This window comes from Streptomyces sp. NPDC050508, assembly GCF_040655155.1.
In the GTDB taxonomy this organism is placed as follows: Bacteria; Actinomycetota; Actinomycetes; order Streptomycetales; family Streptomycetaceae; genus Streptomyces.
This window is the reverse complement of record NZ_JBFAJJ010000029.1, coordinates 13,975-39,562: the sequence shown is the minus strand read 5'-3', so window position 1 is coordinate 39,562 and position 25,588 is coordinate 13,975. Positions and strand designations below refer to the sequence as shown.

23 protein-coding genes are annotated in these 25,588 nt (G+C 70.1%); 17 read left to right on the top strand and 6 right to left on the bottom strand.

Going from position 1 to position 25,588, the window contains the following annotated elements:
• The first annotated feature begins 418 nt into the window (after positions 1-418).
• The 7 genes from AB0I69_RS45205 (at position 419) to AB0I69_RS45175 (ending at position 9,990) form a co-directional block, all read left to right on the top strand.
• Positions 419-2,668, top strand: coding sequence for a serine/threonine-protein kinase (locus tag AB0I69_RS45205; RefSeq protein WP_363101676.1), 2,250 nt, complete (start codon positions 419-421; stop codon positions 2,666-2,668).
• 65 nt (positions 2,669-2,733) lie between these two features.
• Positions 2,734-4,308 carry an NAD(P)/FAD-dependent oxidoreductase gene (locus AB0I69_RS45200; RefSeq protein WP_363101675.1) on the top strand — a complete coding sequence of 525 codons (1,575 nt, stop codon included), beginning with the start codon at positions 2,734-2,736 and terminating at the stop codon, positions 4,306-4,308.
• An 82-nt stretch (positions 4,309-4,390) separates the two neighbouring features.
• Positions 4,391-4,774 carry a hypothetical protein gene (locus AB0I69_RS45195; RefSeq protein ID WP_363101674.1) on the top strand — a complete coding sequence of 128 codons (384 nt, stop codon included), beginning with the start codon at positions 4,391-4,393 and terminating at the stop codon, positions 4,772-4,774.
• A 14-nt stretch (positions 4,775-4,788) separates the two neighbouring features.
• Positions 4,789-5,580: a class I SAM-dependent methyltransferase gene (locus AB0I69_RS45190; protein WP_363101673.1), complete on the top strand. Its 792-nt coding sequence runs from the start codon at positions 4,789-4,791 to the stop codon at positions 5,578-5,580.
• Between the two features lie 54 nt (positions 5,581-5,634).
• Positions 5,635-6,747 carry a nitronate monooxygenase family protein gene (locus AB0I69_RS45185; protein ID WP_363101672.1) on the top strand — a complete coding sequence of 371 codons (1,113 nt, stop codon included), beginning with the start codon at positions 5,635-5,637 and terminating at the stop codon, positions 6,745-6,747.
• Positions 6,744-8,369, top strand: coding sequence for an acyl-CoA synthetase (locus AB0I69_RS45180; RefSeq protein WP_363101671.1), 1,626 nt, complete (start codon positions 6,744-6,746; stop codon positions 8,367-8,369). The genes AB0I69_RS45185 and AB0I69_RS45180 overlap by 4 nt, the downstream gene beginning before the upstream one ends.
• A gap of 124 nt (positions 8,370-8,493) precedes the next feature.
• Positions 8,494-9,990: an acyl-CoA synthetase gene (locus AB0I69_RS45175; RefSeq protein WP_363101670.1), complete on the top strand. Its 1,497-nt coding sequence runs from the start codon at positions 8,494-8,496 to the stop codon at positions 9,988-9,990.
• 6 nt (positions 9,991-9,996) lie between these two features.
• Here AB0I69_RS45175 and AB0I69_RS45170 read toward each other — a convergent pair whose 3' ends face one another.
• Positions 9,997-10,371 (bottom strand): MerR family transcriptional regulator, encoded by a 375-nt coding sequence (locus tag AB0I69_RS45170; protein ID WP_363101713.1) that lies wholly within the window; start codon positions 10,369-10,371, stop codon positions 9,997-9,999.
• 106 nt (positions 10,372-10,477) lie between these two features.
• Here AB0I69_RS45170 and AB0I69_RS45165 point away from each other — a divergent pair, with 106 nt between their 5' ends.
• Entirely contained in the window at positions 10,478-11,263 is a 786-nt protein-coding gene (locus tag AB0I69_RS45165; protein ID WP_363101669.1) for an amidohydrolase family protein, read from the top strand.
• A 33-nt stretch (positions 11,264-11,296) separates the two neighbouring features.
• Here AB0I69_RS45165 and AB0I69_RS45160 read toward each other — a convergent pair whose 3' ends face one another.
• From AB0I69_RS45160 to paaK, 3 genes are all read right to left on the bottom strand, one after another.
• The gene (locus AB0I69_RS45160; protein WP_363101668.1) at positions 11,297-12,187 is read right to left on the bottom strand and encodes a TIGR03620 family F420-dependent LLM class oxidoreductase; all 891 of its coding nucleotides are present in this window, start codon (positions 12,185-12,187) and stop codon (positions 11,297-11,299) included.
• A 115-nt stretch (positions 12,188-12,302) separates the two neighbouring features.
• The gene (locus tag AB0I69_RS45155; RefSeq protein ID WP_363101667.1) at positions 12,303-12,635 is read right to left on the bottom strand and encodes a transcriptional regulator; all 333 of its coding nucleotides are present in this window, start codon (positions 12,633-12,635) and stop codon (positions 12,303-12,305) included.
• 74 nt (positions 12,636-12,709) lie between these two features.
• Positions 12,710-14,005 carry a phenylacetate--CoA ligase PaaK gene (gene paaK, locus AB0I69_RS45150; RefSeq protein WP_363101666.1) on the bottom strand — a complete coding sequence of 432 codons (1,296 nt, stop codon included), beginning with the start codon at positions 14,003-14,005 and terminating at the stop codon, positions 12,710-12,712.
• Between the two features lie 166 nt (positions 14,006-14,171).
• Between paaK and AB0I69_RS45145 the strand changes: the two genes are divergently transcribed.
• The 3 genes from AB0I69_RS45145 to AB0I69_RS45135 are packed head-to-tail and all read left to right on the top strand — an operon-like array spanning position 14,172 to position 16,266.
• Positions 14,172-14,540 carry a hypothetical protein gene (locus AB0I69_RS45145; protein WP_363101665.1) on the top strand — a complete coding sequence of 123 codons (369 nt, stop codon included), beginning with the start codon at positions 14,172-14,174 and terminating at the stop codon, positions 14,538-14,540.
• A 54-nt stretch (positions 14,541-14,594) separates the two neighbouring features.
• Positions 14,595-15,458 carry an alpha/beta hydrolase gene (locus AB0I69_RS45140; RefSeq protein WP_363101664.1) on the top strand — a complete coding sequence of 288 codons (864 nt, stop codon included), beginning with the start codon at positions 14,595-14,597 and terminating at the stop codon, positions 15,456-15,458.
• Positions 15,459-15,495: 37 nt separating this feature from the next.
• The gene (locus AB0I69_RS45135; RefSeq protein ID WP_363101663.1) at positions 15,496-16,266 is read left to right on the top strand and encodes an alpha/beta hydrolase; all 771 of its coding nucleotides are present in this window, start codon (positions 15,496-15,498) and stop codon (positions 16,264-16,266) included.
• Here the strand turns inward: AB0I69_RS45135 and AB0I69_RS45130 are convergent.
• Positions 16,244-18,043: a sulfatase gene (locus tag AB0I69_RS45130; RefSeq protein WP_363101662.1), complete on the bottom strand. Its 1,800-nt coding sequence runs from the start codon at positions 18,041-18,043 to the stop codon at positions 16,244-16,246. The genes AB0I69_RS45135 and AB0I69_RS45130 overlap by 23 nt on opposite strands.
• A gap of 147 nt (positions 18,044-18,190) precedes the next feature.
• Positions 18,191-19,810, bottom strand: a complete 1,620-nt coding sequence (locus tag AB0I69_RS45125) for an acyl-CoA synthetase (RefSeq protein ID WP_363101661.1) — start codon at positions 19,808-19,810, stop codon at positions 18,191-18,193.
• A gap of 167 nt (positions 19,811-19,977) precedes the next feature.
• Here AB0I69_RS45125 and AB0I69_RS45120 point away from each other — a divergent pair, with 167 nt between their 5' ends.
• The 6 genes from AB0I69_RS45120 to AB0I69_RS45095 all read left to right on the top strand — a co-directional run bounded on the left by AB0I69_RS45120 (position 19,978) and on the right by AB0I69_RS45095 (position 25,431).
• Positions 19,978-20,778, top strand: coding sequence for a crotonase/enoyl-CoA hydratase family protein (locus tag AB0I69_RS45120; RefSeq protein ID WP_363101660.1), 801 nt, complete (start codon positions 19,978-19,980; stop codon positions 20,776-20,778).
• A 112-nt stretch (positions 20,779-20,890) separates the two neighbouring features.
• Positions 20,891-21,835 carry an OB-fold domain-containing protein gene (locus AB0I69_RS45115; protein WP_363101659.1) on the top strand — a complete coding sequence of 315 codons (945 nt, stop codon included), beginning with the start codon at positions 20,891-20,893 and terminating at the stop codon, positions 21,833-21,835.
• Positions 21,836-21,852: 17 nt separating this feature from the next.
• Positions 21,853-22,899, top strand: coding sequence for a thiolase domain-containing protein (locus tag AB0I69_RS45110; protein WP_363101658.1), 1,047 nt, complete (start codon positions 21,853-21,855; stop codon positions 22,897-22,899).
• Positions 22,896-24,062: a thiolase domain-containing protein gene (locus AB0I69_RS45105; protein WP_363101657.1), complete on the top strand. Its 1,167-nt coding sequence runs from the start codon at positions 22,896-22,898 to the stop codon at positions 24,060-24,062. Before AB0I69_RS45110 ends, AB0I69_RS45105 begins: the two co-directional genes overlap by 4 nt.
• An 82-nt stretch (positions 24,063-24,144) precedes the next feature.
• On the top strand, positions 24,145-24,387 hold the full coding sequence (locus tag AB0I69_RS45100) for a DUF397 domain-containing protein (protein ID WP_019057879.1): 243 nt from the start codon (positions 24,145-24,147) through the stop codon (positions 24,385-24,387).
• 138 nt (positions 24,388-24,525) lie between these two features.
• Positions 24,526-25,431, top strand: a complete 906-nt coding sequence (locus AB0I69_RS45095; protein ID WP_363101656.1) for a universal stress protein — start codon at positions 24,526-24,528, stop codon at positions 25,429-25,431.
• The last annotated feature ends 157 nt before the right edge of the window (positions 25,432-25,588 follow it).

Here is a 25,588-nt window from a genome sequence, read left to right as displayed (position 1 = left end):
CCGGTGTGACGGGCGTCAGGCGACGCGGGCGACCGGCGTCCGCGATACGCGGACGGGTCCCGCGCCGGCGCCGTCGTACATACGGCTACGCCGGCAGTACGGACTCCCGGCGCGCGAAGTGCTCCGGCGGCGCGTGGCTCACCCGGCGTAGCCCTCCCTGCTGTCGTACGCCCATGAGCCGTACGGCGACCGGTCCCCGCGTCCGCGACCGTCACCCGCCGACTGCGCGCCACGCGCACCCTGCTGCGCTGTGTTCCCGCCCGTGCGCGCCGGCACCTCCCGCCCGGGCGCATCACCGTGCCGGGTCACGGCTGGGCCCCGGCACGCGCCCGGCCCCGTACAAAGTCGGACGATCGCTCGCCATACTGGACGAGCCAGGGGAGGGCGGGACGAACAGCGACGGGGGCGATGGCGCGAGATGGGGGACAGCAGGCTGATCCAGGGCCGCTACCGGCTGCTCGACCTGATCGGGCGCGGCGGCATGGGCGAGGTGTGGCGTGCGCGGGACGAGTCGCTGGGGCGTCATGTCGCCGTGAAGTGCCTCAAGCCGCTCGGTCCGCACCACGACCAGTCGTTCACCCGCGTCCTGCGCGAGCGGTTCCGGCGCGAGGCCCGGGTCGCCGCGGCTCTCCAGCACCGCGGGGTGACCGTCGTCCACGACTTCGGCGAGTCCGACGGCGTCCTCTACCTGGTGATGGAGCTTCTCGACGGCCGCAATCTCAGCCAGCTCCTGGAGGACAACGAGCAACGGCCGCTGCCCGTCGGTGACGTCGTCGAGATCGCCGAACAGGTCGCCTCCGCCCTCGCGTACTGCCACCAACAGGGCATCGTGCACCGGGACTTGAAGCCCGCGAACATCATGCGACTGACCGACGGCACGGTGAAGATCTGCGACTTCGGCATCGCCCGGCTCGGCGCCGACATCGGCTTCACCTCCCGGCTGACCGGCACCGGCATCGCGATGGGCACCCCGCACTACATGTCGCCGGAACAGATCAGCGGCTCCGAGGTCGACCAGCGCAGCGACCTCTACTCCTTCGGGTGCGTGCTCTACGAACTCGCCACCGGGGCACCGCCGTTCGACCTCGGCGACGCCTGGGCCATACTCATCGGCCACCGCGACACCCCACCCCGCCCGCCGCGCGCCCAACGCGCCGAAGTGCCCGAGTACCTGGAGAAGGTCATCCTCGACCTGCTGGCCAAACTCCCCGAACAACGCCCCCACGATGCACGGGAGTTGGGCCGACGCATCACCATGGGCCGTACGACACCCCTGTACGTACCGACAGTTGTGACCCCACAGCCCCAACTGCGCCCGTCCGCACCGGCGTCCGAGCCGGTCTCCCGTGAAGCACGCCTGCCGTCCTGGACGCGCGGGATGACCACCGGGCACAAGGCGACCGCCGCCGGACTGCGCGCCACCCCGCCCGACGCCGGAGCCGGACTCACCGGCGAATGGATCGCCCGCCCGACCACCGACCACGCCGGGGAACCCGCGCCGGAGTCCCCGTCCGCACCGCCCCCGGAGGTCCTCGACGCCCTGGCCGGACGCCACAACGCGGGCCTGAGCCTGGGGAGGTTGGGCCGCTGGGCGGAGGCCGGCGAGGTGCACCGCGCGGTCGCCGGCGAACGCGAGCACCTGCTGGGCCCGGACCACCCCGACACCCTCGCCAGCCGGTACGAACTCGGCTTCACCCTCAGCCGCACCGGCCGCGCCGCCGACGCCCTCCGCGAGTACACCCACGTCGCCCGCGCCAGGGAACGGGCGTTGGGCGCCGACCACGCCGACACACTCGCCGCCCGACAGGAAATGGCCTACGTCCTGGGGCAGTTGGGCCGGCACTTCGACGCACACCAGGTGTACACGTCCGTCCTCGCCGCCCGGGAACGCACGATGGGCCCCGACCACCCGGACACCCTGCGCTGCCGCCACAACCTCGCCTTCAACCTCAGCCGGCTCGGCCGCCTGGAGGACTCGTACCGCATGGCCCGCGAGGTCGCCGCCGCCCGCACCCGCGTGCTGGGCCCCGGCCATCCCGATACCCTGGTCACCCGCTACGAAGTGGCATACGCACTCGGCCAGTTGGGGCGCTGGCCCGAGGCCCTGCAGACCTACGGCGAGGTCGCCGAGGCCCGCGCCCAGGCACTCGGCCCCGACCACGCCGACACGCTCGCCGCCCGCTACGAGATCGGCATCAGCCTCGGCCGGCTCGGCCGCAGCGCCGACGCCCTCAAGCTGTACCGCGACCTGATCGACGACCGCACCCGCGTCCACGGCCCCGCCCACCCCGAGACCCTCCGCGCCCGGCACGGCCTCGGCGTCAACCTCGGGCGCCTCGGCCGCTGGGAGGAGGCCCTCGCCGAGTCCCGTGACGTGTGCGCCATCCGCGAGCGCGTCCTCGGCGCCGACCACACCGACACCCTGGTCAGCCGCCGCGAGGTCGCCGTAGGCCTCGGCTGGCTCGGCCGCTGGGCCGACGCCCTCACCGAGTACCGGCGCGTCGCCACCGCCCGCGAGCGCGTCCTCGGCCCGGACCACCCCGACACCCTCGCCAGCCGCAACGACGAGGCCCACTGCCTGGAACAACTCGGCCGCAACGCCGAAGCGGTCGAGCTGTACCGCCGGGTGGCGGTGCTACGGCAGCAGCGGGCGCCCGGCGGCCACTGAGGGCCGCACCGAGCAGTGCCCGCCCACCTCTGGCCGACCTAGATCACCTCGTGTTACCAAGAACCATGCCTGCACACGAGGGACACGGACACCGGACGTACGACGCCGTCATCGTCGGCGGCGGCCACAACGGGCTGGTCGCCGCCGCCTACCTGGCCCGGGCCGGGCGCTCCGTGCTCGTCCTGGAACGCCTCGACACCACCGGCGGTGCCGCAGTGTCGACGCGCCCGTTCGCCGGGGTCGACGCGCGGCTGTCCCGGTACTCGTACCTGGTCAGTCTGCTGCCCAAGAAGATCGTGCGGGACCTCGGCCTCGACTTCCGGGTCCGCGGGCGCACCATCTCGTCGTACACCCCCGTCGAACGCGACGGTCGCCCCACCGGACTCCTCGTCGGCGGCGGCGAGCGCCGCACCCGGGACGCCTTCGCCCGGCTGACCGGCGGCGACCGCGAGTACGCGGCCTGGCAGCGGCTCTACGGCACGACCGGACGCCTCGCGCAAAGGGTCTTCCCCACGCTCACCGAACCGCTCCCCGCCCGGGACGAACTGCGCCGGCGCGTCGACGACGAGGACGCCTGGCGGATGCTCTTCGAGGAGCCGATCGGCGTCGCCATCGAGGAGAACTTCACCGACGACCTGGTCCGGGGTGTCGTCCTCACCGACGCCCTCATCGGCACCTTCGCCGACGCCCACGACCCCTCCCTCGCCCAGAACCGCTGCTTCCTCTACCACGTCATCGGCGGCGGCACCGGCGCCTGGGACGTCCCGGTCGGCGGCATGGGCGCCCTCACCGACACCCTGGCCGCCACCGCGCGCGCCGCCGGCGCCGTACTCGCCACCGGTCACGAGGCCCTCCGTATCGACACGGACGGACGCGCCGCCGAGATCACCTACCGCACGGTCGACGGAGAGGGCGTCGTAGCCGCCCGGCACGTCCTCGTCGGCGCCTCGCCGCAGCAACTGGCCGCCCTCACCGGCGACGAGCCGCCCGCGCCCGCCGAGGGCGCCCAGCTCAAGGTGAACATGCTGCTCAAGCGGCTGCCCAGGCTGCGCGACAGCTCGGTCGACCCGCGCGAGGCGTTCGCCGGCACCTTCCACATCGCCGAGGGCTACGACCAACTGGCCGGGGCGTACGCGCAGGCCGCGGCGGGTTCGCTGCCCACCGCGCCGCCCTCCGAGATCTACTGCCACTCCCTCACCGACCCGACCATCCTCGGGCGGGACCTGGTCGAGGACGGCTATCAGACGCTCACCCTCTTCGGTCTGCACACACCGGCCCGCCTCTTCGAACGGGACAACGACGCCGCACGTGACGAGCTGCTGAAGGCGACGCTCGCCCAGCTGGACAACCACCTCGCCGAGCCGCTCGCCGACTGCCTGGCCACCGACGCGGACGGGCGACCCTGCATCGAGGCGAAGACCCCGCTCGACCTGGAGCGCGACCTCAGGCTCCCCGGCGGCAACATCTTCCACCGCGAGCTGACCTGGCCCTACGCCCAGGACGGCACCGGCCGCTGGGGCGTCGAGACCCGGCACGCGAACGTCCTGCTGTGCGGGGCGGGCGCGGTGCGCGGCGGGGGTGTGAGCGGAGTGCCGGGGCACAACGCGGCGATGGCGGTGCTGGAGGCGGGGGAGCGCTGACTTCCTGCTCACGGTGGATGGTGCTTTGCCGCGGAAGTGGTGCTTTTCTGGGAGTGGGGAGTGGACGAGAGGAGCGATCACCATGGATAGCGCACACATAGTGCCGGAGCACATGGAATCCGTCTCGGTGGAGATCAGCGGATGCAGCAAGGAGGACGCCCGGATCGTGTTCGACACGCTGTGCGCGTGCTACGGATCCGACCGGTGCGCGGACGACGTACCCCGGGACCACCACGACACCCGCCCCACGGTCTGGCTCGGCACCTTCGACGTCGCCGACGCCCACGAGGGTGCCTCCGGCGGCCCGGCCCGGCTCGCGGCGTCCGTCGACGCGGATGTGCAGGGCGGATATTGGGCCATCGAACAGTTCCGTACGACCCTGGACTCGCTGTTCACCGTGCACGACCTCGCCACCACCTCCGGCGACCAGGAGCGGGAACTGCACGTCCGGCTGGAAAGCCGCTGAAGAGAAAGGCGAAGGTGTCCTCGGTCCAGGACTTCTACGACGCGCTGGCCGCCGACTACCACCTGATCTTCCCGGACTGGGACGCGAGCATGGCCCGCCAGGCCGAGGCACTGGGCGGTGTTGTCCGGGCTCGGCTGGGTGCCGGGCCACACCGGGTGCTGGACTGTTCATGTGGGATCGGCACACAGGCGATCGGGCTGGCAGGGGTCGGACACCGGGTGGTCGGCAGCGATCTGAGCCCGGCCGCGGTCGCGCGGGCCGCCGCGGAAGCCGAGACCCGGGACCTCGGACTTCCGGTGACCGTGGCGGACATGCGGGCGCTGCCGTACCGGGCATCGACCTTCGACGTCGTGGTCTGTGCCGACAACTCGCTGCCGCATCTGCTCACGACCGACGACGTGCGTACGGCACTGGTCGGCATGGGCCGAGTCCTTCGCGACGACGGACTCCTTGTGCTGAGCGTCCGGGACTACGACGAGATCCGCGCCGCCCGTCCCACGTCCACGCCTCCGCAGGTGTCGACGACCGCCCAAGGCCGGGTGATCACCTTCCAGTTGTGGCACTGGTACGACGACGGCGAGCGCTACGACCTGGAGCACTTCCAGTTGGTGCCCGACGGTGACGGCTGGGAGGTGCGGGTCCGGCGTACCACGTACTGGGCTTTGACCCGGGGCCAGTTGAGCGACGCGGTGTCCGATGCGGGCTTCGCGGAGGTCGGTTGGCACGATCCGGGGGACGGCGGCTTCTACCAGCCGGTGCTCACGGCGCGACGGGTCCAGCGCGACCGAGAGTCCAGGAAAATCTGACGGATCATCAGAAAAGGCCTTCCGTCGTCCGGAGGACTGCGGCATTCTGCGCCCATGCAGACGGAGTTGAGCAAGAAACTGGGAATCGAGCACGCCATCTTCGGCTTCACGCCGTTCCCCGCCGTCGCCGCGGCCATCAGCCGGGCCGGCGGTTTCGGAGTGCTCGGCGCGGTCCGCTACACCGCCCCGGACGACCTGAAGCACGACCTCGACTGGCTGGAGGCCCACGTCGACGGGATGCCGTACGGCCTTGACGTCGTCATGCCCGCGAAGAAGGTCGAGGGCGTCACCGAGGCCGAGGTCGAGGCGATGATCCCGGAAGGGCACCGGCAGTTCGTCACCGAGACGTTGGCCAAGTACGGCGTGCCCGAACTCGCCGAGGGTGAGGTGTCCGGCTGGCGCATCACCGGCTGGATGGAACAGGTCGCCCGCAACCAGCTCGACGTCGCCTTCGACTACCCGATCAAGCTGCTTGCCAACGCGTTGGGCTCCCCACCGGCCGACGTCGTCGCCCGCGCCCATGACCAGGGTGTCCTCGTCGCCGCGCTCGCGGGCAGCGCCCGGCACGCCCGCAAGCACGCGGAGGGCGGCATCGACATCGTCGTGGCCCAGGGCTACGAGGCGGGCGGACACACCGGCGAGATCGCCTCCATGGTGCTCACGCCCGAGGTCGTCGACGCCGTCGACCCGCTGCCGGTCCTCGCCGCCGGCGGCATCGGCAGCGGACAGCAGGTGGCCGCCGCGCTCAGTCTCGGCGCCCAAGGTGTGTGGCTGGGCTCCATGTGGCTGACCACCACAGAGGCCGACATGCACTCGCCCGCCCTGACCCGCAAACTGCTCGCCGCCGGGTCCGGAGACACCGTCCGCTCGCGCGCCCTGACCGGGAAACCGGCCCGCCAACTGCGTACCGAGTGGACCGACGCCTGGGACGACGCGAGTGGACCGGGCACCCTCCCGATGCCGCTGCAGGGCCTGCTGGTCGCCGAGGCCGTCTCGCGTATCCAGAAGTACGAGATCGACCCGCTTCTCGGCACCCCCGTCGGCCAGATCGTCGGCCGGATGAACAGCGAACGCAGTGTCCAGGCCGTCTTCGACGACCTCACCCGCGGCTTCGAGCACGCCGTCGACCGCATCAACCGCATCGCCGGAAGGAGCGGCCAGTCGTGAGCACAGAGGGCGCAGGCACACAGGGTGCGACCACAGGTGGTGCGGCCACACAGAGCGCGGCCACACAGGGCGTCAGCACACCCCCCGCCGGTTTCTGGGCCCAGGCGGCTCAGGACCCCGACCGTGAGGTCCTCGTCGCACCCGACGGCGAGGTGTGGACGGCCGGCCGACTGCACGCCGCCGCCAACCAGCTCGTCCACGGGCTGCGCGCCGCCGGACTCGAACGCGGCGACGCCTTCGCCGTCGTCCTGCCCAACGGCGTCGAGTTCTTCACGGCCCATCTGGCCGCCACCCAGGCCGGGTTCTACCTCGTCCCCGTCAACCACCACTTCGTCGCACCCGAGATCGCCTGGATCGTCGCCGACTCCGGCGCCAAGGTGCTCATCGCACACGAACGGTTCGCCGACCCCGCCCGCCAGGCCGCCGACGAGGCCGGCCTGCCCGCCACCCACCGGTACGCGGTCGGCACGGTCGAGGGCTTCCGGCCGTACGCCGAACTCCTCGACGGACAACCGGAGTCGGCGCCCACGGACCGCACCCTCGGCTGGGTCATGAACTACACCTCGGGCACCACCGGCCGCCCCCGCGGCATCCGCCGCCCCCTGCCGGGCAAGCCACCCGAGTCGGCGTACCTCGGCGGATTCCTCGGCATCTTCGGCATCAAGCCGTTCGACGACAACGTGCACCTCGTCTGCTCGCCGCTCTACCACACGGCCGTCCTCCAGTTCGCGGGCGCGAGCCTGCACATAGGGCACCGCCTGGTCCTGATGGACAAGTGGACCCCGGAGGAGATGCTCCGCCTCATCGACCGCGAGAAATGCACCCACACCCATATGGTCCCGACCCAGTTCCACCGCCTCCTCGCCCTCCCGGAGGACATACGGGCGCGCTACGACGTCTCGTCCATGCGGCACGCCATCCACGGCGCCGCCCCGTGCCCCGACCATGTGAAGCGGGCGATGATCGACTGGTGGGGCCACTGTGTGGAGGAGTACTACGCGGCCAGCGAGGGCGGTGGTGCCTTCGCGACCGCCGAGGACTGGCTGAAGAAGCCCGGCACGGTCGGAAAGGCCTGGCCCATCAGCGAACTCGCGGTCTTCGACGACGACGGCAACCGGCTCCCGCCCGGTGAACTCGGCACGGTGTACATGAAGATGAGCACCGGCGGCTTCGCCTACCACAAGGACGAGGCCAAGACGAAGAAGAACCGCATCGGCGACTTCTTCACCGTCGGCGACCTCGGCATTCTCGACGAGGACGGCTATCTCTTCCTCCGTGACCGCAAGATCGACATGATCATCTCGGGCGGCGTCAACATCTACCCGGCCGAGATCGAGTCCGTGCTCCTCGCAAATCCCGCCGTCGCCGACGCCGCGGCCTTCGGGATCCCGCACGACGACTGGGGCGAGGCGGTCAAGGCCGTCGTCGAGCCGGCCCCCGGCCATGAGCCCGGCCCGGCCCTCGCCGCCGCCCTTCTCGACCACTGCGCCGAGCAACTCGCCGGCTACAAGCGGCCCAAGAGCATCGACTTCATCACCGAGATGCCCCGCGATCCCAACGGCAAGCTGTACAAGCGGCGGCTGAGGGACCCGTACTGGGAGGGACGCACACGACCTGTGTGAGTGCGGCACATGTGAGTGCGGCCGGCACTCGATAGGGGAAGGTGTGGTCCCGGCCCATGTGGAGCGGGACCATCCCGACCAGCCGGCTTGACCTGCCCGGGTGTCGGCCCGAGGATCATGTGTCATGACGCCCGGACACGGCAGCACGGTAGACGGGGTACTGCGCCGCAGTGCCCGGCGCACTCCCGCACGCGTGGCGGTGGACTACGGCGAGCGTTCCTGGACGTACGAGGAACTCGACGACGCCGTCTCCCGCGCGGCGAGCGTGCTCCTCGACCAGGGCCTCGCGCCGGGCGACCGGGTCGGCTCCTACGGCCACAACTCGGACGCCTACCTGATCGGCTTCCTCACCTGCGCCCGCACGGGCCTCGTCCACGTGCCGGTCAACCAGAACCTCACCGGCGACGACCTCGCGTACATCGTCGGCCAGTCCGGCAGCACCCTGGTGCTCACCGATCCCGGCCTCGCCGGTCAACTACCCGACGGCGTAAGGACGTTGCCGCTGCGGGACGCGGACGGCTCGCTGTTGGAGCGGCTGGCGTCCGCGCCGCCGTACGACGGTCCCGAGCCGCGTACCGAGGACCTGGTGCAGTTGCTCTACACCTCGGGCACGACCGCGCTGCCCAAGGGCGCGATGATGACCCACCGGGCCCTGGTGCACGAGTACTTGAGCGCGATCACCGCCCTGGACCTCAGTGCCGGGGACCGGCCGGTGCACTCGCTGCCGCTGTACCACTCGGCGCAGCTGCATGTGTTCCTGCTGCCGTACCTGGCGGTCGGGGCGACCAACACCATCCTCGACGCGCCCGACGGGGACCGGCTCTTCGACCTGGTCGAGGCCGGGCGCGTGGACAGCCTGTTCGCCCCGCCCACCGTGTGGATCGGTCTGGCGAACCGCCCCGACTTCGCGACGCGCGACCTGAGCGGGCTGCGCAAGGCCTACTACGGTGCGTCGATCATGCCGGTGCCCGTCCTGGAGCGGCTGCGCGAGCGGCTCCCGAAGCTGGCCTTCTACAACTGCTTCGGGCAGAGCGAGATCGGCCCGCTGGCCACCGTCCTGGGCCCCGACGAGCACAAGGGCCGCCTGGACTCGTGCGGGCGTCCCGTCCTGTTCGTGGACGCACGAGTGGTCGACGAGGACGGCAAGGAAGTACCCGACGGAACACAGGGCGAAGTCGTCTACCGCTCACCGCAGTTGTGCGAGGGCTACTGGGACAAGCCCGAGGAGACCGCCGCCGCCTTCCGCGACGGCTGGTTCCACTCCGGCGACCTCGCGGTACGGGACGCGCAGGGCTTCTTCACCGTCGTCGACCGGGTGAAGGACGTCATCAACTCCGGTGGCGTACTGGTCGCTTCACGTCAGGTCGAGGACGTGCTCTACACCCACGAGGGCGTCGCCGAGGTCGCCGTGATCGGCCTCCCCGACGACCGCTGGATCGAGGCCGTCACCGCGGTCGTCGTCCCGCGCGGCGAGGTCACCGAGGCTCAACTCATCGACCACGCCCGGGAGGAGCTCCCCCACTTCAAGGCACCGAAGCGGGTCGTGTTCGTGGACGAACTGCCACGCAACGCCAGCGGAAAGATCCTCAAGCGGGAGTTGCGGGAGCGGTTCGGCGACTGAGCCCTCTCACCCGGGAGCCGTGGCCGGGGCCGTGCGGGCCTCCGCTCCCGCGATCGTGTCCCGCAACACCTCGCGGGCCGCGGCGAGTTCGGCGGCACGGCGGTCGAGGTCACCCAACTGGGCACGCAGCGCGTCGAGTACACCCGGGCACGGCTGTACGGCGGCCTCGTCCGTCGTGCAGGGCAGCACCTGGCGGATGACCCGGGTGGGCAGCCCGGCCGCGAGGAGCGCGCGGATACGAAGTACGGCGGCGGTGTCCGAATCGGCGTACTCCCTGTAGCCGTTGGGCAGCCGCTCGGGTCGTAGCAGCCCCGCCCGTTCGTAATAGCGCAGCAGTCGCTCGCTGGTCCCCGTCCGCTCGGCCAGCTCTCCGATCAGCACGGACACGCGCTCCTCTCCCACTTGACCTTCCCACGGTGTCAGGGCTCAACACTGGCTCCCGCCGCCCGCATTCCGCCGGGTGGTCGGCACTCTCCGGGAGACGCGCGTGATTCTCGACGCCCACAGCCATGTCCACGACCCGCTCGACACCCACCTGTCAGCACTGGACGACGCGGGCGTGGACCGTACCGTCCTGTTCCCCACCCGGGCGCACCCGGAACGGGCCACCGATCTGGACTCCCTCCACCGCGAAATGGGCGCGCTGGAAAGGGCGTTGGCCGGCGGTTCCGGCGACGACGGTTTCGCCCTCGCGTTGCGGGAGTTGGACGAGGCCCTCGCCGCACACCCCGACCGGTTCCTCGGCTTCGGCTCCGTCCCCCTCGGCCGCGCCGACGCCGAGACCGCGGCCCGGGTGGAGCGCGAGGTGACCGGCCGCGGGCTGTACGGCATCGGGGAACTCACCCCACCCCCGAACCGGGCGGCCCTGATCGAGCCGGTGCTCCGCGCGGCCCACGACCACGCCGGACTCCCGGTGGTCGTCCACGGGGCCGCGCCCACAACTGCGGCGGACCTGCGCACACTTGCCGATCTGGCGGCCCGCCACCCGAAGGTGCCGCTGGTGATCAGCCAACTGGGCGGAGCCCACTGGATGGCGGCGATCGAACTGGCCCGGGCCACCCCCAACCTCCACCTCGAACTGTCCACGGCGAACATCGTCTTCGCCGTCCGCCTGGCCATCCGCGAACTCCCCACCCGCACCTTCTTCGGCTCGGACGCTCCCTACGGAGACCCGGTCCTCGCGCGCACGACGGTGGAACGGGTCACGTCTCCGGGCGAGGTCCGCGACCGGGTGCTGGGCGGGAACCTGGCCGAACTGCTGAGCCTGGGTTGATCGTTGATCAGGTGGGAGTGTTCGGCTGCGCTCCTACCGTGCGGGCAGCAGCGCTTCGCCGAGCGTGCGCCAGTACGGCATCGCGGACCGGCCCGGCTCGATCCCGATCACCTGCACGGCGACGTGGTCGGCGCCGGCCTCGACATGGCCCTGGAGCTTTCCCACGATGGTGTCCAGGTCGCCCCAGAACACGAAGTCGTCGACGAGCCGGTCGCTGCCGCCCCCGGTGATCTCCTCCTCGGAGTAGCCGAGGCGGCGGAACTTTGCGATGTTGTAAGGGGTGTTGAGATAGTCGTGCAGGTGCTCGCGTGCGACGGCGCGTGCCGTGTCGGGGTCCGACTCGAACAACACCGCGTGTTCCACGGCCAGGAAGGCGTCCGGACCGAGGATCTCCCGTGCCTGAGCGGTGTGTTGGACGTTGACGTGATAGGTCTTCGCGCTGCCGGTGCGGTCGCGGGCCAGCTCCAGCATCCTGGGCCCGTACGCGGCCAGGATGCGGTGCATGGGGGCCTTTGGCGCGGGGTTGGGTGTCTCCGTGGCCAGGGCGTCCATGGCGTCGAGGTACTCGGCCATGGCCGCCAGAGGCTTGATTTCCGGCTGAGGTTTCCCACCCAGTCCCAGGCCGAGCACATGCCGGTCCGGATAGGCGTCGGCGAGGAGGAGGCCGGCGCCGTACGCCCACCGAGCCTCGCGCGACGTGATGCGGGCGATGCCGTTGACGACGTGCATCCGCTCGGTGCAGGAGAGCAGATAACCGGCGTGCGTGAACGCGTCCCGACCGAGCAGCTCGGGAATCCACAGCGCCCGCCACCCCTGCTCCTCAAGACCCTGGACGGACTCGCGCAGCCGCGCCGCCGGCTGGTACTCGAAGTCGAACGTGTAGATCCCGAACCTGCCCAGCTCCAGGCCCTCGATACCGCCCATGGAACAACCCCTCGTGTGTGACTCGCGAACGACGCCGATCGGTACGCATCGAAATATCACAGAATCTCGATATGAGACGCAAGTGTGCGGCAAGTGACGGGAGTTGGGTGAACGACTAGAGAGCGCGTCCCAGTTCGGCGACCAGTCGGGCGATGCGCTGCTCGTCGCGCCGGTAGTGGGTCCACTTGCCGACCCGCGTCGCCCGCACCAGGCCGGCCCGCTGGAGTTCCGCCATATAGGCCGACACCGTCGACTGGGCCAGCCCGGCCCGTGCCTGGATGTGGGTCACGCACACACCCACCTCGACCGGGTCGGCTATCGCGCCCTCCAGGGAGAAGTGGCGCTCGGGCTCACGCAACCACTGCAGCAGCTGGAACCGCATCGGGTTCGACAGCGCCCGCAACGCGCCGACCAGGTCGGGATCGGGTGAGGTCGCAGTCTCCGCCATGGGTTCGGAGTATAGGTCGGCACCTACGATTCGAAGAATGTCGATGTGGGGCGAGGGGGTGGGGGAGGGCCGTGTCACGGCGTGCGCAGGTCCACGATGCGCCGGATCTTGCCCACGCTGCGCTCCAGGGACTCCGGTTCCACGATCTCGACGGTGACGGACACGCCGATGCCGTCCTTCACGGCCGCGGTGATGGCACGGGCCGCCGCCTCACGGGTCTCGGGGGTGGCGTCGGGGCGTGCCTCGGCCCGAACGGTGAGTGCGTCGAGGCGGCCCTCGCGGGTGAGCCGCAGTTGGAAGTGGGGCGCGACACCCGGGGTCCGCAGGACGATCTCCTCGATCTGGGTGGGGAAGAGGTTCACCCCGCGCAGGATCACCATGTCGTCACTGCGGCCGGTGACCTTCTCCATGCGCCGGAACACGCGGGCCGTGCCCGGGAGCAGTCGTGTCAGGTCCCGGGTGCGGTAACGGATCACCGGCATGGCCTCCTTGGTGAGCGAGGTGAACACCAGCTCACCCTTCTCGCCCTCCGGCAGCACCTCGCCCGTGATCGGGTCGACCACCTCCGGGAAGAAGTGGTCCTCCCAGACGTGCAGCCCGTCCTTCGTCTCCACGCACTCCTGCGCGACACCCGGACCGATCACCTCGGACAGGCCGTAGATGTCGACCGCGTCGATCGCGAACCGCTCCTCGATCTCCCGCCGCATCTGCTCGGTCCACGGCTCCGCCCCGAAGATGCCGACCCGCAGGGAGGTGCCGCGCGGATCGACGCCCTGCCGCTCGAACTCGTCGAGGAGAGTGAGCATGTAGGAGGGGGTCACCATGATGATCCCGGGCCGCAGATCCTGGATCAGCTGCACCTGGCGGACCGTCATCCCGCCGGACGCGGGGATGACCGTACAGCCCAGGCGCTCCGCACCATAGTGGGCGCCCAGGCCACCGGTGAACAGCCCATAGCCGTACGCCACATGCACCTTGTCGCCGGGCCGGCCGCCCGCGGCGCGGATGGATCGGGCCACCATGGCCGCCCACATGGAAAGGTCGTTCTCCGTGTAGCCGACCACTGTGGGGCGACCAGTGGTGCCGCTCGACGCGTGGATGCGGCGGATACGTTCCTCGGGGACGGCGAACATGCCGTACGGGTAGTTCTCGCGCAGGTCCACCTTGGTCGTGAAGGGGAAGCGGGCGAGGTCGGAGAGTGCGCGGCAGTCGTCCGGATGCACTCCGGCCGCGTCGAAGGAGCGCCGGTAGAACGGCACGTTCTCGTAGGCGTGGTGGAGCGAGGTCCGCAGCCGATCCAACTGCAGCGCCCTTAGTGCGTCCTGGTCGAGCCGTTCCCCCGAGTCGAGCAGCTCCGCCGCGTCCGCCATCGGTGCGCTCCCTCGTCAATCATGCCAATTCGGACGACCGATCATTCGGTCGCCGTGTGTGGGATCAGTAATCCAGGCCGTCACCCGCCGGGGCAAGAGGTCGGCCCGCACTTTCTCGGCGCGAGTAACGGAACTCAGCCGCGCAATAGAGCGGATTGAGCGTCTCTTGTACGGCGCGGACCGCGCCGCCGCAGAGGAGGCGGTCGCCGCATTCGGCGAGGCGACGGGGCATGACTACGCGGCGTCCGACTTCCTGGGATACGCCGGGCCGCGGACGCTGGAGGAGTTCGCCGTGGAAGCCACGCGACCGGCGTGTCCGCGGGTGCCCGACGTCACCCGCGACGAACTCGTCGCAGTCGTCCGCAGGATTCTGGCCGAGGACGCGGACACCGAGTACCACCTCCGGCTCTTCACAACGAACGTGGCGTACCCGGCGGCCTCGGACCTGATCTTTCATCCACCGTCCGGTCTCGCGGATGCCTCCGCCGAGCAGATCGTCGACGCGGCGCCGGCCCACCGACCCATCGCCCTCTGAGGACGTGAGGAACTGCCTTGCGAGCGGGGACGGTTGGCGGCGAGGATCGGCCGCATGCCGACCTTCACCGCCACCGACGGCACCGAACTCGCCTACCACGTCCGGGGTGCGGGCAAGCCCCTGGTCGTCCTGCCCGGCGGGCCCATGCGGGCCTCCGCGTACCTCGACGACCTGGGCGGACTGACCGCGCACCGCCGGCTGATCCTGCTCGACCTGCGGGGCACCGGTGACAGCGCGGTGCCGGCCGACCGGGCGACGTACCGCTGCGACCGACTGGTCGATGACGTGGAAGTGTTGCGCGCCCACATGGGGTTCGACCACATGGATCTCCTCGCGCACTCGGCGGGCGGCAGCCTCGCCCTGCTGTACGCGGCCCGGTATCCCGAACGGCTGGCCCGGCTGGCGCTCATCACCGCCACCCCATGGGCGCTCGACATGCCGGCCACGGCCGAGGACCGGCTCGCCGCCGCCCAACTACGGAAGGGCGAACCGTGGTTCGAGGACGCGTACCCGGTGTTCGAGGCATGGCTCGCGGGCACAGGGGACTTCGACCCGGCCTTCGAGCCCTTCTTCTACGGCCGGTGGGATGCCGTGGCCGCGGAACACTCCGCCCTCGCCGACGAGCAGTGCAACGACGAGGCCGCCGACCTGTACTTCGCAGAGGGCGCCTTCGACCCGCCCACCACCCGGACCGCCCTCGCCGCTCTGCCCGCACCCGTTCTGGTCCTCGCCGGTGAACTCGACGGCGGCCCCCGGCCCGACCTCGCCCGCCGCGCCGCCGACGTCTTCCGGAACGCCGAGTCGGCGATGCAGCCGGGTGCCGGGCACTATCCGTGGCTCGACGACCCGGAGTGGTTCGTGGACCGTGTCGCCGCGTTCCTCGACGGAAGCAGCCCGTCTCTGCCCTCGGCAGAGTAGGCGGACGGCTCGGCGGCCCAGCGGTTACGTTCCCGCCATGGACACCGAGACCCGCACCGTCAAGGCGAACGGCATCACCCTCGCCTGTCGCGCCCGGGGCCCCGAAGCGGCGCCGCCCGTTCTCCTGCTCCACTGCCGGGGCGCCGACGGCACCGACTGGACGCCGATCGCCGAGCGACTCGCCACCGGACCCGCTCCGTACCGCGTGTACGCCCCCGGCCTGCGCGGCCACGGGAGCAGCGACTGGCCCGGCACCGAGCCTGGAGCCACTGCGGAGGCGTACGCCTACGAGGCGATGCGGGACGACATGCTCGCCCTCCTCACCGCTCTCGGCATCGAACGCGTCGACGTCGTAGGGCACTCCCTGGGCGGCATCGTCGCGTACCTGCTCGCGCAGGAGGCGCCCGGCGTCGTACGACGGCTGGTTCTGGAGGACGTGCCCGCGCCGATCGCCTTCGATCCGCCACGGCCGCCCACCGAACGACCGGCTGGGGAGCTGCCGTTCGACTGGGCCATGATCGAGGCGACCGACGCCAGAGCGAACGATCCTGACCCCATGTGGTGGGACCACATGGGGCGGATCACCATGCCCACGCTGGTGATTGCGGGTGGCCCCACCAGCGGGGTTCCTCAGGACCGGGTTGCCGCGCTCGCCGAACGGATCCCCGACGCCCGCCTGGTGACCGTCGATGCCGGGCACCTCGTGCACGAGAACCGGCCGGAGGAGTTCCTGGCGCTGGTGGAACCGTTCCTGGCGGCGGGGCGCGTCGCCAGGGCGGAGGCCATCACTTCGCGTACGCCGTCATGAAGCGGTCCCGGAACTTGTCCATGCCCAACACCGGTGCGTTGTCGGCCGGCTTGAGCCCGTCCGTCCAGCCCCAGCTGGAGATCTTGTCCAGCACCTTCGGGTCGTGGGCCACGATGGTGATCGGCACGTCCCTGTCGGCGGTGCCCCCGGTGACCGTCGGGACGGGCTGGTGGTCGCCGAGGAAGACGAGGACGGTGTTCTTGTTGCCGTAGCGCTGGACCCACTGGGTCAGGCTGTCCACGGAGTACTGGATGGCCTTGCGGTACTCGGTCCGCACGCGCTTCGCGCTCTTCCAGACCTCCGTCGGGTTCGTGCCCTCCTTCTTGATCTGGTTGAAGATCGTGCCGTCCCCGAGCTGGTTCCAGGGGATCGTGTGGGCGATGGGGGACCAGGGGTTGTGGCTGGAGGCCAGGATGATCTCCGCCATGATCGGGTCGCGGTTCTTCTTGCCGTACTCCAGCTTCTCGAAGGACTCCAGGCTGAACTGGTCCGGCACCGGCGTCCAGCTGAAGTACGGGCCGTTGTAGCCGAGATGGGTGGAGTCGTAGATGTTGTCGAGGCCGAAGTACTTGCCCTCGGGCCAGGCCTTGCGCACGCCGGGGACGATGCCTACGGTGCGCCAGGCGCCGGTCTTCTGGAAGTAGCTGGTGAGGGTCGCGCGGGTGCTGGTCGTCACGGTCCGGTACCGCTGCTGGTTCTTGATCCACAGGCCGGACAGGAACGTCGAGTGGGCGAGCCAGCTGCCGGCACCCGTCACGGGCGACCTGAGCCAGGCGCTGCGCGACGAGAAGCCGGCCGACTTGAGCCTGGCGTCGCCCGCCGTGAGCGTCTTGTCCATTTCCGGTGCCATCGTCGGGTCGTCGAGCGCCACCCGGCCGTAGCTCTCGATGAAGGTGAACAGCACGTCCTTGCCGCGCAGTCCGGTCAGTAGCTGGTTGGGCGGGGTCTTCGCGAAGGCGTCGACGGTGAGCTGCTTCTTGAAGATGTCCGCGTCCCCCAGCCCCTCACGGACGTACTGCACGCGGTTGCTGAGGAACTGGCTGTAGCCCTTGGTGGCGAGCGTGACACCGCCGACCTGCACGCTCAGGGTGAAGCACATGATCCACACAACACCGAGGACAAGTGTGGTGCGTACGGCCATGGGGCGGTGCCTGGCCATCACATCCGCCAGCCGCACCATCGCGAGTGCGCTCGCGATGAGCACGGCGATCAGCAGGACGATCACGCCGATGATCGAGAGCACCTCGCCCGAGCGACCGAACGAGTCCTTCATCCAGTCCGCCGCGTCGCTCAACAGAACCCAGTCGAAGACCAGGTCGAACGGCCGCGCCAGGGTCTCGTAGAAGCCCATGTCGAGGCACTTCAGGACCGTGGACAGCCCGACGAACGCGCCCAGCACGACGGCCACGATCCGCCGTGCCTTCGGGGGCAGTACGAGCAGAACGATCGCGAAGAAGAGCAGCTCGACGGGGAAGCGGAGGAACGACTGGAGAGTGATCCGGTCGAGGCGGTCGGGCACGAGGAGCGCGGCGAACAGCAGCACACCGGCCAGGACCGTGGTGCCGACGGTCACGCCCCGGGCGACGCGCGGGTACTTGCGGCGCCAGCCGAACCAGCCCGCGCGGAGCGGGAGTTCGGACGGCTGCTCGGCGGAGTCGGCGGAGTCGGGGGATTCCGGTGACTCGTGCGGTTCGGCGGGCGAGTCGGGCGGTTCGAGTGAGGCGGGCTCGGTCGCCGTTACCGGGCCGACGTCCTCGGCGTCTTTCTGGTCCGGCAATTGACGAGAGCGCGTGAAGAGCGGCACCCGAACTTCCTTCCGTGCGAAACCCGGTGATGGCATGGCCGACCTGGTCCGGGTCACCAGGTCCGCCATCACCAGTACGGGCGCACGCTACCGCCAGTTCATCACGGCGTCCGCACTGGCTCACCGATCCGCGGTCACCGCCACCTCCCGCGCCCACCGGTAGTCCGCCTTGCCACTCGGGGACCGCTGGATGGACTCCGCGATCACCAGCTGGCGCGGGATCTTGTACCCCGCGAGATGGGAGCGGCAGTGCGTTTGAATGTCGTCCAGCGACGGCTGTACCGCACCCGCCCGAAGCTGTACGACGGCGGCCACATGGTTGCCCCACTTCGCGTCCGGCACCCCGGCCACCAGCGCGTCGTAGACGTCCGGATGCGACTTGAGCGCTTGCTCTACCTCCTCCGGATACACCTTCTCCCCACCGGTGTTGATGCACTGCGAGCCGCGACCGAGAACCGTGACGACACCCTCCTCGTCCACGGTCGCCATGTCACCGAGCAGGACCCACCGCTCACCGTCCTTCTCGAAGAAGGTCTCGGCGGTTTTCCTCGGATCGTTGTAGTAGCCGAGCGGTACGTGGCCGCACTGGGCGACCCGGCCGATCTCACCGACGGCGACCGGCTCGTACGTGGCCGGATCGACGACCTGGGTACGGGAGTTGACGCGGATGCGGAAAGACTGACCGGCCCCGGAGTCGGCCGTCGCCGTGCCGTTGAAGCCGGACTCGGACGAACCGTAGTTGTTCAGGAGCATCACGTTCGGGACGAGCGCCTGGAACTGTGCGCGCACCGTCTCCGACAGGATCGCGCCCGACGAGGAGACACTGAACATCGACGAGCAGTCCGTGCCCTTCATCGGCCCGTTGAGGGCGTCGATCAGCGGACGCACCATGGCGTCGCCGACCAGGGACATGCTGGTGACCTTCTCCTTCTCCACGGTCCGCAGCACGTCTTCCGGCACGAACTTGCGGTGGATCACAATGCGTTGGCCGAAGTTGAAGCCGATGAACGCCGTGAGCGTGGAGGTGCCGTGCATCAGCGGGGGAGTGGGGAAGAACGTGATCCCCGCCCCGCCGGCCGCGACCCGCTCGGCCAACTCCTGCGGTTTCTTTACGGGTTCACCGGTCGGCGCACCACCGCCGAGCCCCGAGAAGAACAGGTCCTCCTGGCGCCACATCACGCCCTTGGGCATCCCGGTCGTGCCGCCGGTGTAGATGATGAACTGGTCGTCCGCCGACCGCGCCGGGAATCCGCGCCCGGGAGACCCGGTGGCCTCGGCGTCCGCGAAGGCCACGGCGGGCAGGTCCGCTGCACCCGCCTGCGGTGTCCCCACCCGTACCAGGTGCCGCAGTCGCTCCACCCGGGGCAGCGCGGCGGCCACCCGCTCGGTGAACTCCGTGTCGAAGACCAGCGCCACCAGATCGGCGTCCCGGTAGAGGTACACCAACTCCTCTTCGACATACCGGTAGTTGACGTTGACCGGCACGACCCGCGCCTTCAGGCAGCCCAGCACCGTCTGCAAGTACTCGACGCCGTTGTAGAGATGGAGCCCGAGGTGCTCGCCCGGGCGTATCCCGGTGTCGATCAGATGATGGGCGATGCGGTTCGCGGCGGCGTCCAACTCCGCGTAGGTCAGGCGGCGTTCCGCGCCCGTGCCCGGGTGGTCGATGTACACGAGCGCCTCGCGGTCGGGGACCACGTCGACGACCGACTCGAACAGGTCGGCAATGTTGTACTCCACCACTCCTCCTGACGTCGGTTCGCCGGTCATCAGAGCAAAGGGCGCGGCAACTGTGAAGGGTCCGCGCAGAAGAAATCTGACTGAGTGTCAGAAACCCCTTGTACTGGCAGGGCCCCTCCTGCAACCTGTTCTCGTTCCGGAGGCGGTACGGCGACGGGAGGACGGCAATGGGCGGTACGGAACACCTGACCGTGCGGCGCGAGGGCGCCACACTGGTGCTCACGCTCAACAGGCCCGAGGCCAAGAACGCGCTCTCGCTGCCGATGCTGGTCGGCCTGTACGACGGCTGGATCGAGGCCGACGCGGACGACACGATCCGCTCGATCGTGCTGACCGGCGCGGGCGGCGCGTTCTGCGCGGGCATGGACCTCAAGGCCCTGGCCGGAAAGGGCATGGAAGGTCAGCAGTACCGGGATCGGCTCACGGCTGACCCGGATCTGCACTGGAAGGCGATGCTGCGGCACCATCGGCCTCGGAAGCCGGTGATCGCTGCGGTTGAGGGGTACTGCGTGGCCGGCGGCACGGAGATCCTCCAGGGCACCGATATCCGGGTCGCGGGGGAGTCCGCGACCTTTGGGTTGTTCGAGGTCAAACGTGGGTTGTTCCCGATCGGCGGGTCAACCGTGCGGCTCCAGCGGCAGATTCCGCGTACGCATGCGCTGGAGATGCTGCTGACCGGGCGGCCGTACAGCGCGCGGGAGGCGGCGGACGTCGGTCTCGTCGGACATGTCGTGCCGGACGGTTCGGCGCTTGCCAAGGCGCTGGAGATCGCCGAACTCGTCAATGGGTGTGGGCCGTTGGCGGTCGAGGCGGTCAAGGCGTCGGTGTATGAGACGGCCGAGCTGACCGAGACGGAGGGGCTCGCCGCTGAGCTGAAGAGGGGCTGGCCGATCTTCGACACCGCTGACGCGAAGGAGGGGGCTCGTGCCTTTGCGGAGAAACGTGCGCCTGTCTACAAGCGGGCGTAGACGTTCCGCTGGTCGGCCGGTTTGCGTCTGCGGGTTCGTTGTGGCTGGTCGCGCAGTTCCCCGCGCCCCTAGGGAAATCCGTGCAACCTCGTTTGTTCAGTGAGGAGATGCTGTGCCCGAAGTGCTTAAAGCCCCCCTCGTCCTCGAATTTCCCTTCACTCGCTCCCTCGGGCCCGTTCAGAGTGCCTTTCTCACCGGGTTGCGCGAGCGCGTCGTCCTCGGGGTGAAGGCCGGTGACGGGCGGACCCTCGTGCCTCCCGTCGAGTACGACCCCGTCACCGCCGAGGAGATCCGCGATCTCGTCGAGGTCGCCGCCACCGGTACCGTCACCACCTGGGCCTGGAACCACGAACCCCGGCGCGGCCAGCCCCTCGGCACCCCCTTCGCCTGGGTCCTGGTCCGGCTCGACGGTGCCGACACCGCCCTCCTGCATGCCCTGGACGCACCCGGCCCCGACGCCGTCCGCACCGGTATGCGCGTGCGCGTCCGCTGGGCCGAGGAACGCACCGGTGCCATCACGGACATCGCCTGCTTCGAGCCGTACGACGGTGAAGAGGGACATCAACCCGCTCCCCACAGCGGCCAGTTCGAGAACATGGTCACCGGCATCGTGGCCCCCGCCCGCCTCGACTACGTCTACTCGCCCGGCCGCGCCCAGACGGACTACATCCACGCGCTCTCCGAACAACGCACCGTCGGCGAACGCTGCCCCTCCTGTCGCAAGGTGTACGTCCCGCCGAGGGGTGCGTGCCCCACATGTGGTGTCGCCACATCGGAACATGTCGAAGTGGGTCCGCGCGGCACAGTCACCACGTTCTGCATCGTCAACATCAAGGCGAAGAACCTCGACATCGAGGTGCCGTACGTCTACGCCCACATCGCCCTCGACGGCGCCGACCTCGCGTTGCACGGACGCATCGGCGGGATTCCGTATGACCAGGTGCGCATGGGGTTGCGCGTCGAGGCGGTGTGGAGCGAGGGGGGCCGTTATCCGGATCACTACCGGCCGACCGGCGAGCCCGACGCGGACTACGACGTCTACAAGGAGCTGCTGTGATGCAAGAAGCTGCTGGTATGCGTGAGATCGCGGTCGTCGCCTTCGCACAGACCGACCACCGGCGCACCACGGAGGAGCTCTCCGAGGTGGAGATGCTCATGCCGGTACTCCACGGCGTACTGGCACAGACCGGGCTGAAGACCGCCGACATCGACTTCACCTGCTCCGGCTCCAGTGACTACCTCGCCGGCCGCGCCTTCTCCTTCACCCTTGCCCTCGACGGCGTCGGCGCCTGGCCGCCGATCTCCGAGTCGCACGTCGAGATGGACGGCGCCTGGGCGCTCTACGAGGCGTGGACCAAGCTCCTGACCGGCGACGCGGACACCGCGCTCGTCTATGCGTACGGCAAGTCGTCCCCCGGCTCCGTACGAGACGTCCTGACCCGACAGCTCGACCCGTACTACGTCGCCCCCCTGTGGCCGGACTCCGTCGCCCTGGCCGCCCTCCAGGCGCAGGCACTCATCGACGCGGGCGACACCGACGAACCCGCACTCGCCGCCGTCGCGGCCCGCAGCCGGACGGACGCGAGCGCCAACTCCCATGCGCAGGTGCGGGGTTCGGTGCCGCAGGGCGACTATGTCGCACGACCGCTGCGCACCGGCGACTGTCCGCCGGTCGGTGACGGCGCCGCCGCCGTGATCCTCGCGGCCGGAGATCGGGCCCGCGAACTGTGCGAACGGCCCGCCTGGATCAAGGGGATCGACCACCGCATCGAGGCACATGGCCTGGGCGTACGGGAGTTGACCGACTCGCCGTCCACGCGGCTCGCCGCAGAGAAGGCCGGCGTCTTCGAACGGCCCGTAGACACCGCCGAGTTGCACGCCCCGTTCACCGCGCAGGAGGTCGTCCTGCGCAAGGCGTTGCGCCTCGGCGACGACGTGCGTGTGAACCCGTCCGGCGGTGCCCTCGCCGCGAACCCCGTCATGGCCGCCGGGCTCATCCGTATCGGCGAGGCCGCCGCCCGGATCCACCGGGGCGAGTCGGACCGGGCCCTCGCCCACGCCACTTCGGGCCCCTGTCTGCAACAGAACCTGGTCGCCGTACTCGAAGGGGATCCGCGATGAGCAAGGAGCCCGTGGCCGTCGTAGGGATCGGCCAGACCAAGCACGTCGCCGCGCGCCGGGACGTGTCGATCGCGGGGCTGGTGCGAGAGGCGGCCCGACGTGCCCTGGACGACGCCGAGTTGACGTGGGCCGACATCGACGCCGTCGTCATCGGGAAGGCGCCCGACTTCTTCGAGGGCGTCATGATGCCCGAGCTGTACCTCGCCGACGCGCTGGGAGCCGTAGGGAAGCCCATGCTGCGGGTGCACACCGCCGGGTCGGTGGGTGGGTCGACCGCGCTCGTCGCCGCGAATCTCGTCGCGGCCCGTGTGCACGGCACGGTCCTCACGCTGGCCTTCGAGAAGCAGTCCGAGTCGAACGCCATGTGGGGACTGTCCCTGCCGATTCCCTTCCAGCAACCGCTGCTTGCCGGTGCGGGCGGGTTCTTCGCCCCCCACGTGCGTGCCTATATGCGGCGCACCGGAGCGCCCGACACGGTCGGCTCCCTGGTGGCGTACAAGGACCGGCGCAACGCGCTGAAGAACCCGTACGCGCATCTCCACGAGCACGACATCACCCTGGAGAAGGTGCAGGCCTCGCCGATGCTCTGGGACCCGATCCGCTACTCGGAGACCTGCCCCTCCTCGGACGGCGCCTGCGCGATGGTCCTCACCGACCGCGCGGGAGCGGCCCGTGCACCACGTCCGGCGGCCTGGATGCATGGGGGCGCCATGCGTAGCGAGCCCACACTGTTCGCCGGAAAGGACTGTGTGTCGCCACAGGCCGGCAAGGACTGCGCGGCCGACGTGTACCGACAGGCGGGGATCGCCGACCCGCGCAGGGACATCGACGCCGTCGAGATGTACGTGCCGTTCTCGTGGTACGAGCCCATGTGGCTGGAGAACCTCGGATTCGCCGAGGAGGGGGAGGGGTGGAAGCTCACCGAATCGGGGGTGACCGAGTTGGACGGCGACCTTCCCGTGAACATGTCAGGAGGGGTGCTTTCCACCAATCCGATCGGCGCCTCGGGCATGATCCGCTTCGCGGAGGCCGCCCTCCAGGTTCGCGGCCAGGCCGGAGAACACCAGCTGGAAGGCGCTCGGCGGGTTCTCGGGCACGCCTACGGCGGCGGATCGCAGTTCTTCTCGATGTGGCTCGTGGGCAGCGAACCACCCGCCTCCTGAAAGGTCCCCCTCACGTGGCCTGTTGGCATCAGAAACCGATCGCTAGGCTGACCGCGGACGACGAATCGGGAGGAGCACGGACGTGGCCGAGAGCACCATCCAGCAGCACCCGCTTGCGGGCTGGGACAAGCCGGAGCTGGACCTCAGTGACGCCGATTGGCACTCAGGCAGCCGTGGACTGGGGGATGTCCAGATCGCTTTTGTCGAGGGATTCATCGCGATGCGCAACAGCGGCCGCCCGGAAAGTCCTTCCTTGATCTTCACGCCCGCGGAATGGGGCGCGTTCGTGTCGGGGGCGCGGGAGGGGGAGTTCGACCTCACCTGAAGGGTGTTCCACCTGCGCCTGAAGGGTGTTCCACCTGTTTTTCCGGACACGCGACCTTGAGATCCCTTCTGGAGCCGACGCCTGAGCCAGGCTGGCCCCAGAGGGGAAAGGCCCCGTAACTCCGGAGGTGAGGAACCCATGAGCACCCTGCCGGTCATCGCGGCGGTCGACGGTTCGGACGACAGCCTGCGCGCCCTGGACTGGGCCCTCGACGCCGCCCGTGGACGCGGGGCGCCGCTGCGGGTCGTTCATGTGTGGCAGTACACCGCCGCCTGGACCCCGCCCGGCGTCCTGGTCGACGGACCGCCGAACGGGGACGAGGACGCGGTGCTCGACCAGGTCCGTACGTATCTCGAAGGGCGTGCCGACCGCCCGGTCATGGAGTACCTCGGGCTGCAGGGCGCGCCCGCTGTCGTGCTGCCCGAACTGGGCCCCACCGCACAGCTGTTGGTACTCGGCTCCCGGGGCCGCGGCGGCTTCGCGAGCCTGCTGCTCGGCTCCAACGGCATGGCCGCCGCCCGCGAAGCCGACTGCCCCGTCGTCGTGGTGCCGCGACCCGGACGCGAGGTACACGGCGACACTCCCGCCGAACCCGGACCCCGAGTGGTCGTCGGCCTGCACGTGGACAGTCCCGACGAGACCACCCTCGCCTTCGCCTTCGCCGAGGCCGCCCTGCGCGGAGCCCGCCTCCAGGTCGTCGCCGCCTACCCGTGGCCGCCCCAGACCTGGGCGTCCGCCGGTGAACTCGTCCCGCCGGTCATCGACCAGGAAACCGTCGAGAGCGAGACCCGCATCCTCACCGAGGGACTCCTCGCCCCGCACCGCACACACCACCCGGACGTCCGCACCGAGCCGTACGTCGCACCGGGCGACGCGGCCGGCCACCTCGTCGCCACCTCCCAGGACGCCGACCTCGTCGTCGTGGGCCGCCATCGCCGACGCCTGCTGGCGCCGGCGCGACTGATCGGTTCGGTCACCCAGGCAGTCCTGCTGCACGCGGCCTGCCCGGTCGCGGTGGTGCCGCCGACGGCATTGGAAGAGTGAGGAAGTCCCGTTTCCCTACGGCGACTTGCCGGGCGGAAGCCGCGTCGGCCGCGCAGAGTGGGCGTCCGCCGGGCGCGGACGTGTCACCGTCGCCGGGGCGGCAGCCGGACCACGCTCGACGGGCAAGTCGCCCTGGCCGCAGCGCCGTTCCGCCTCA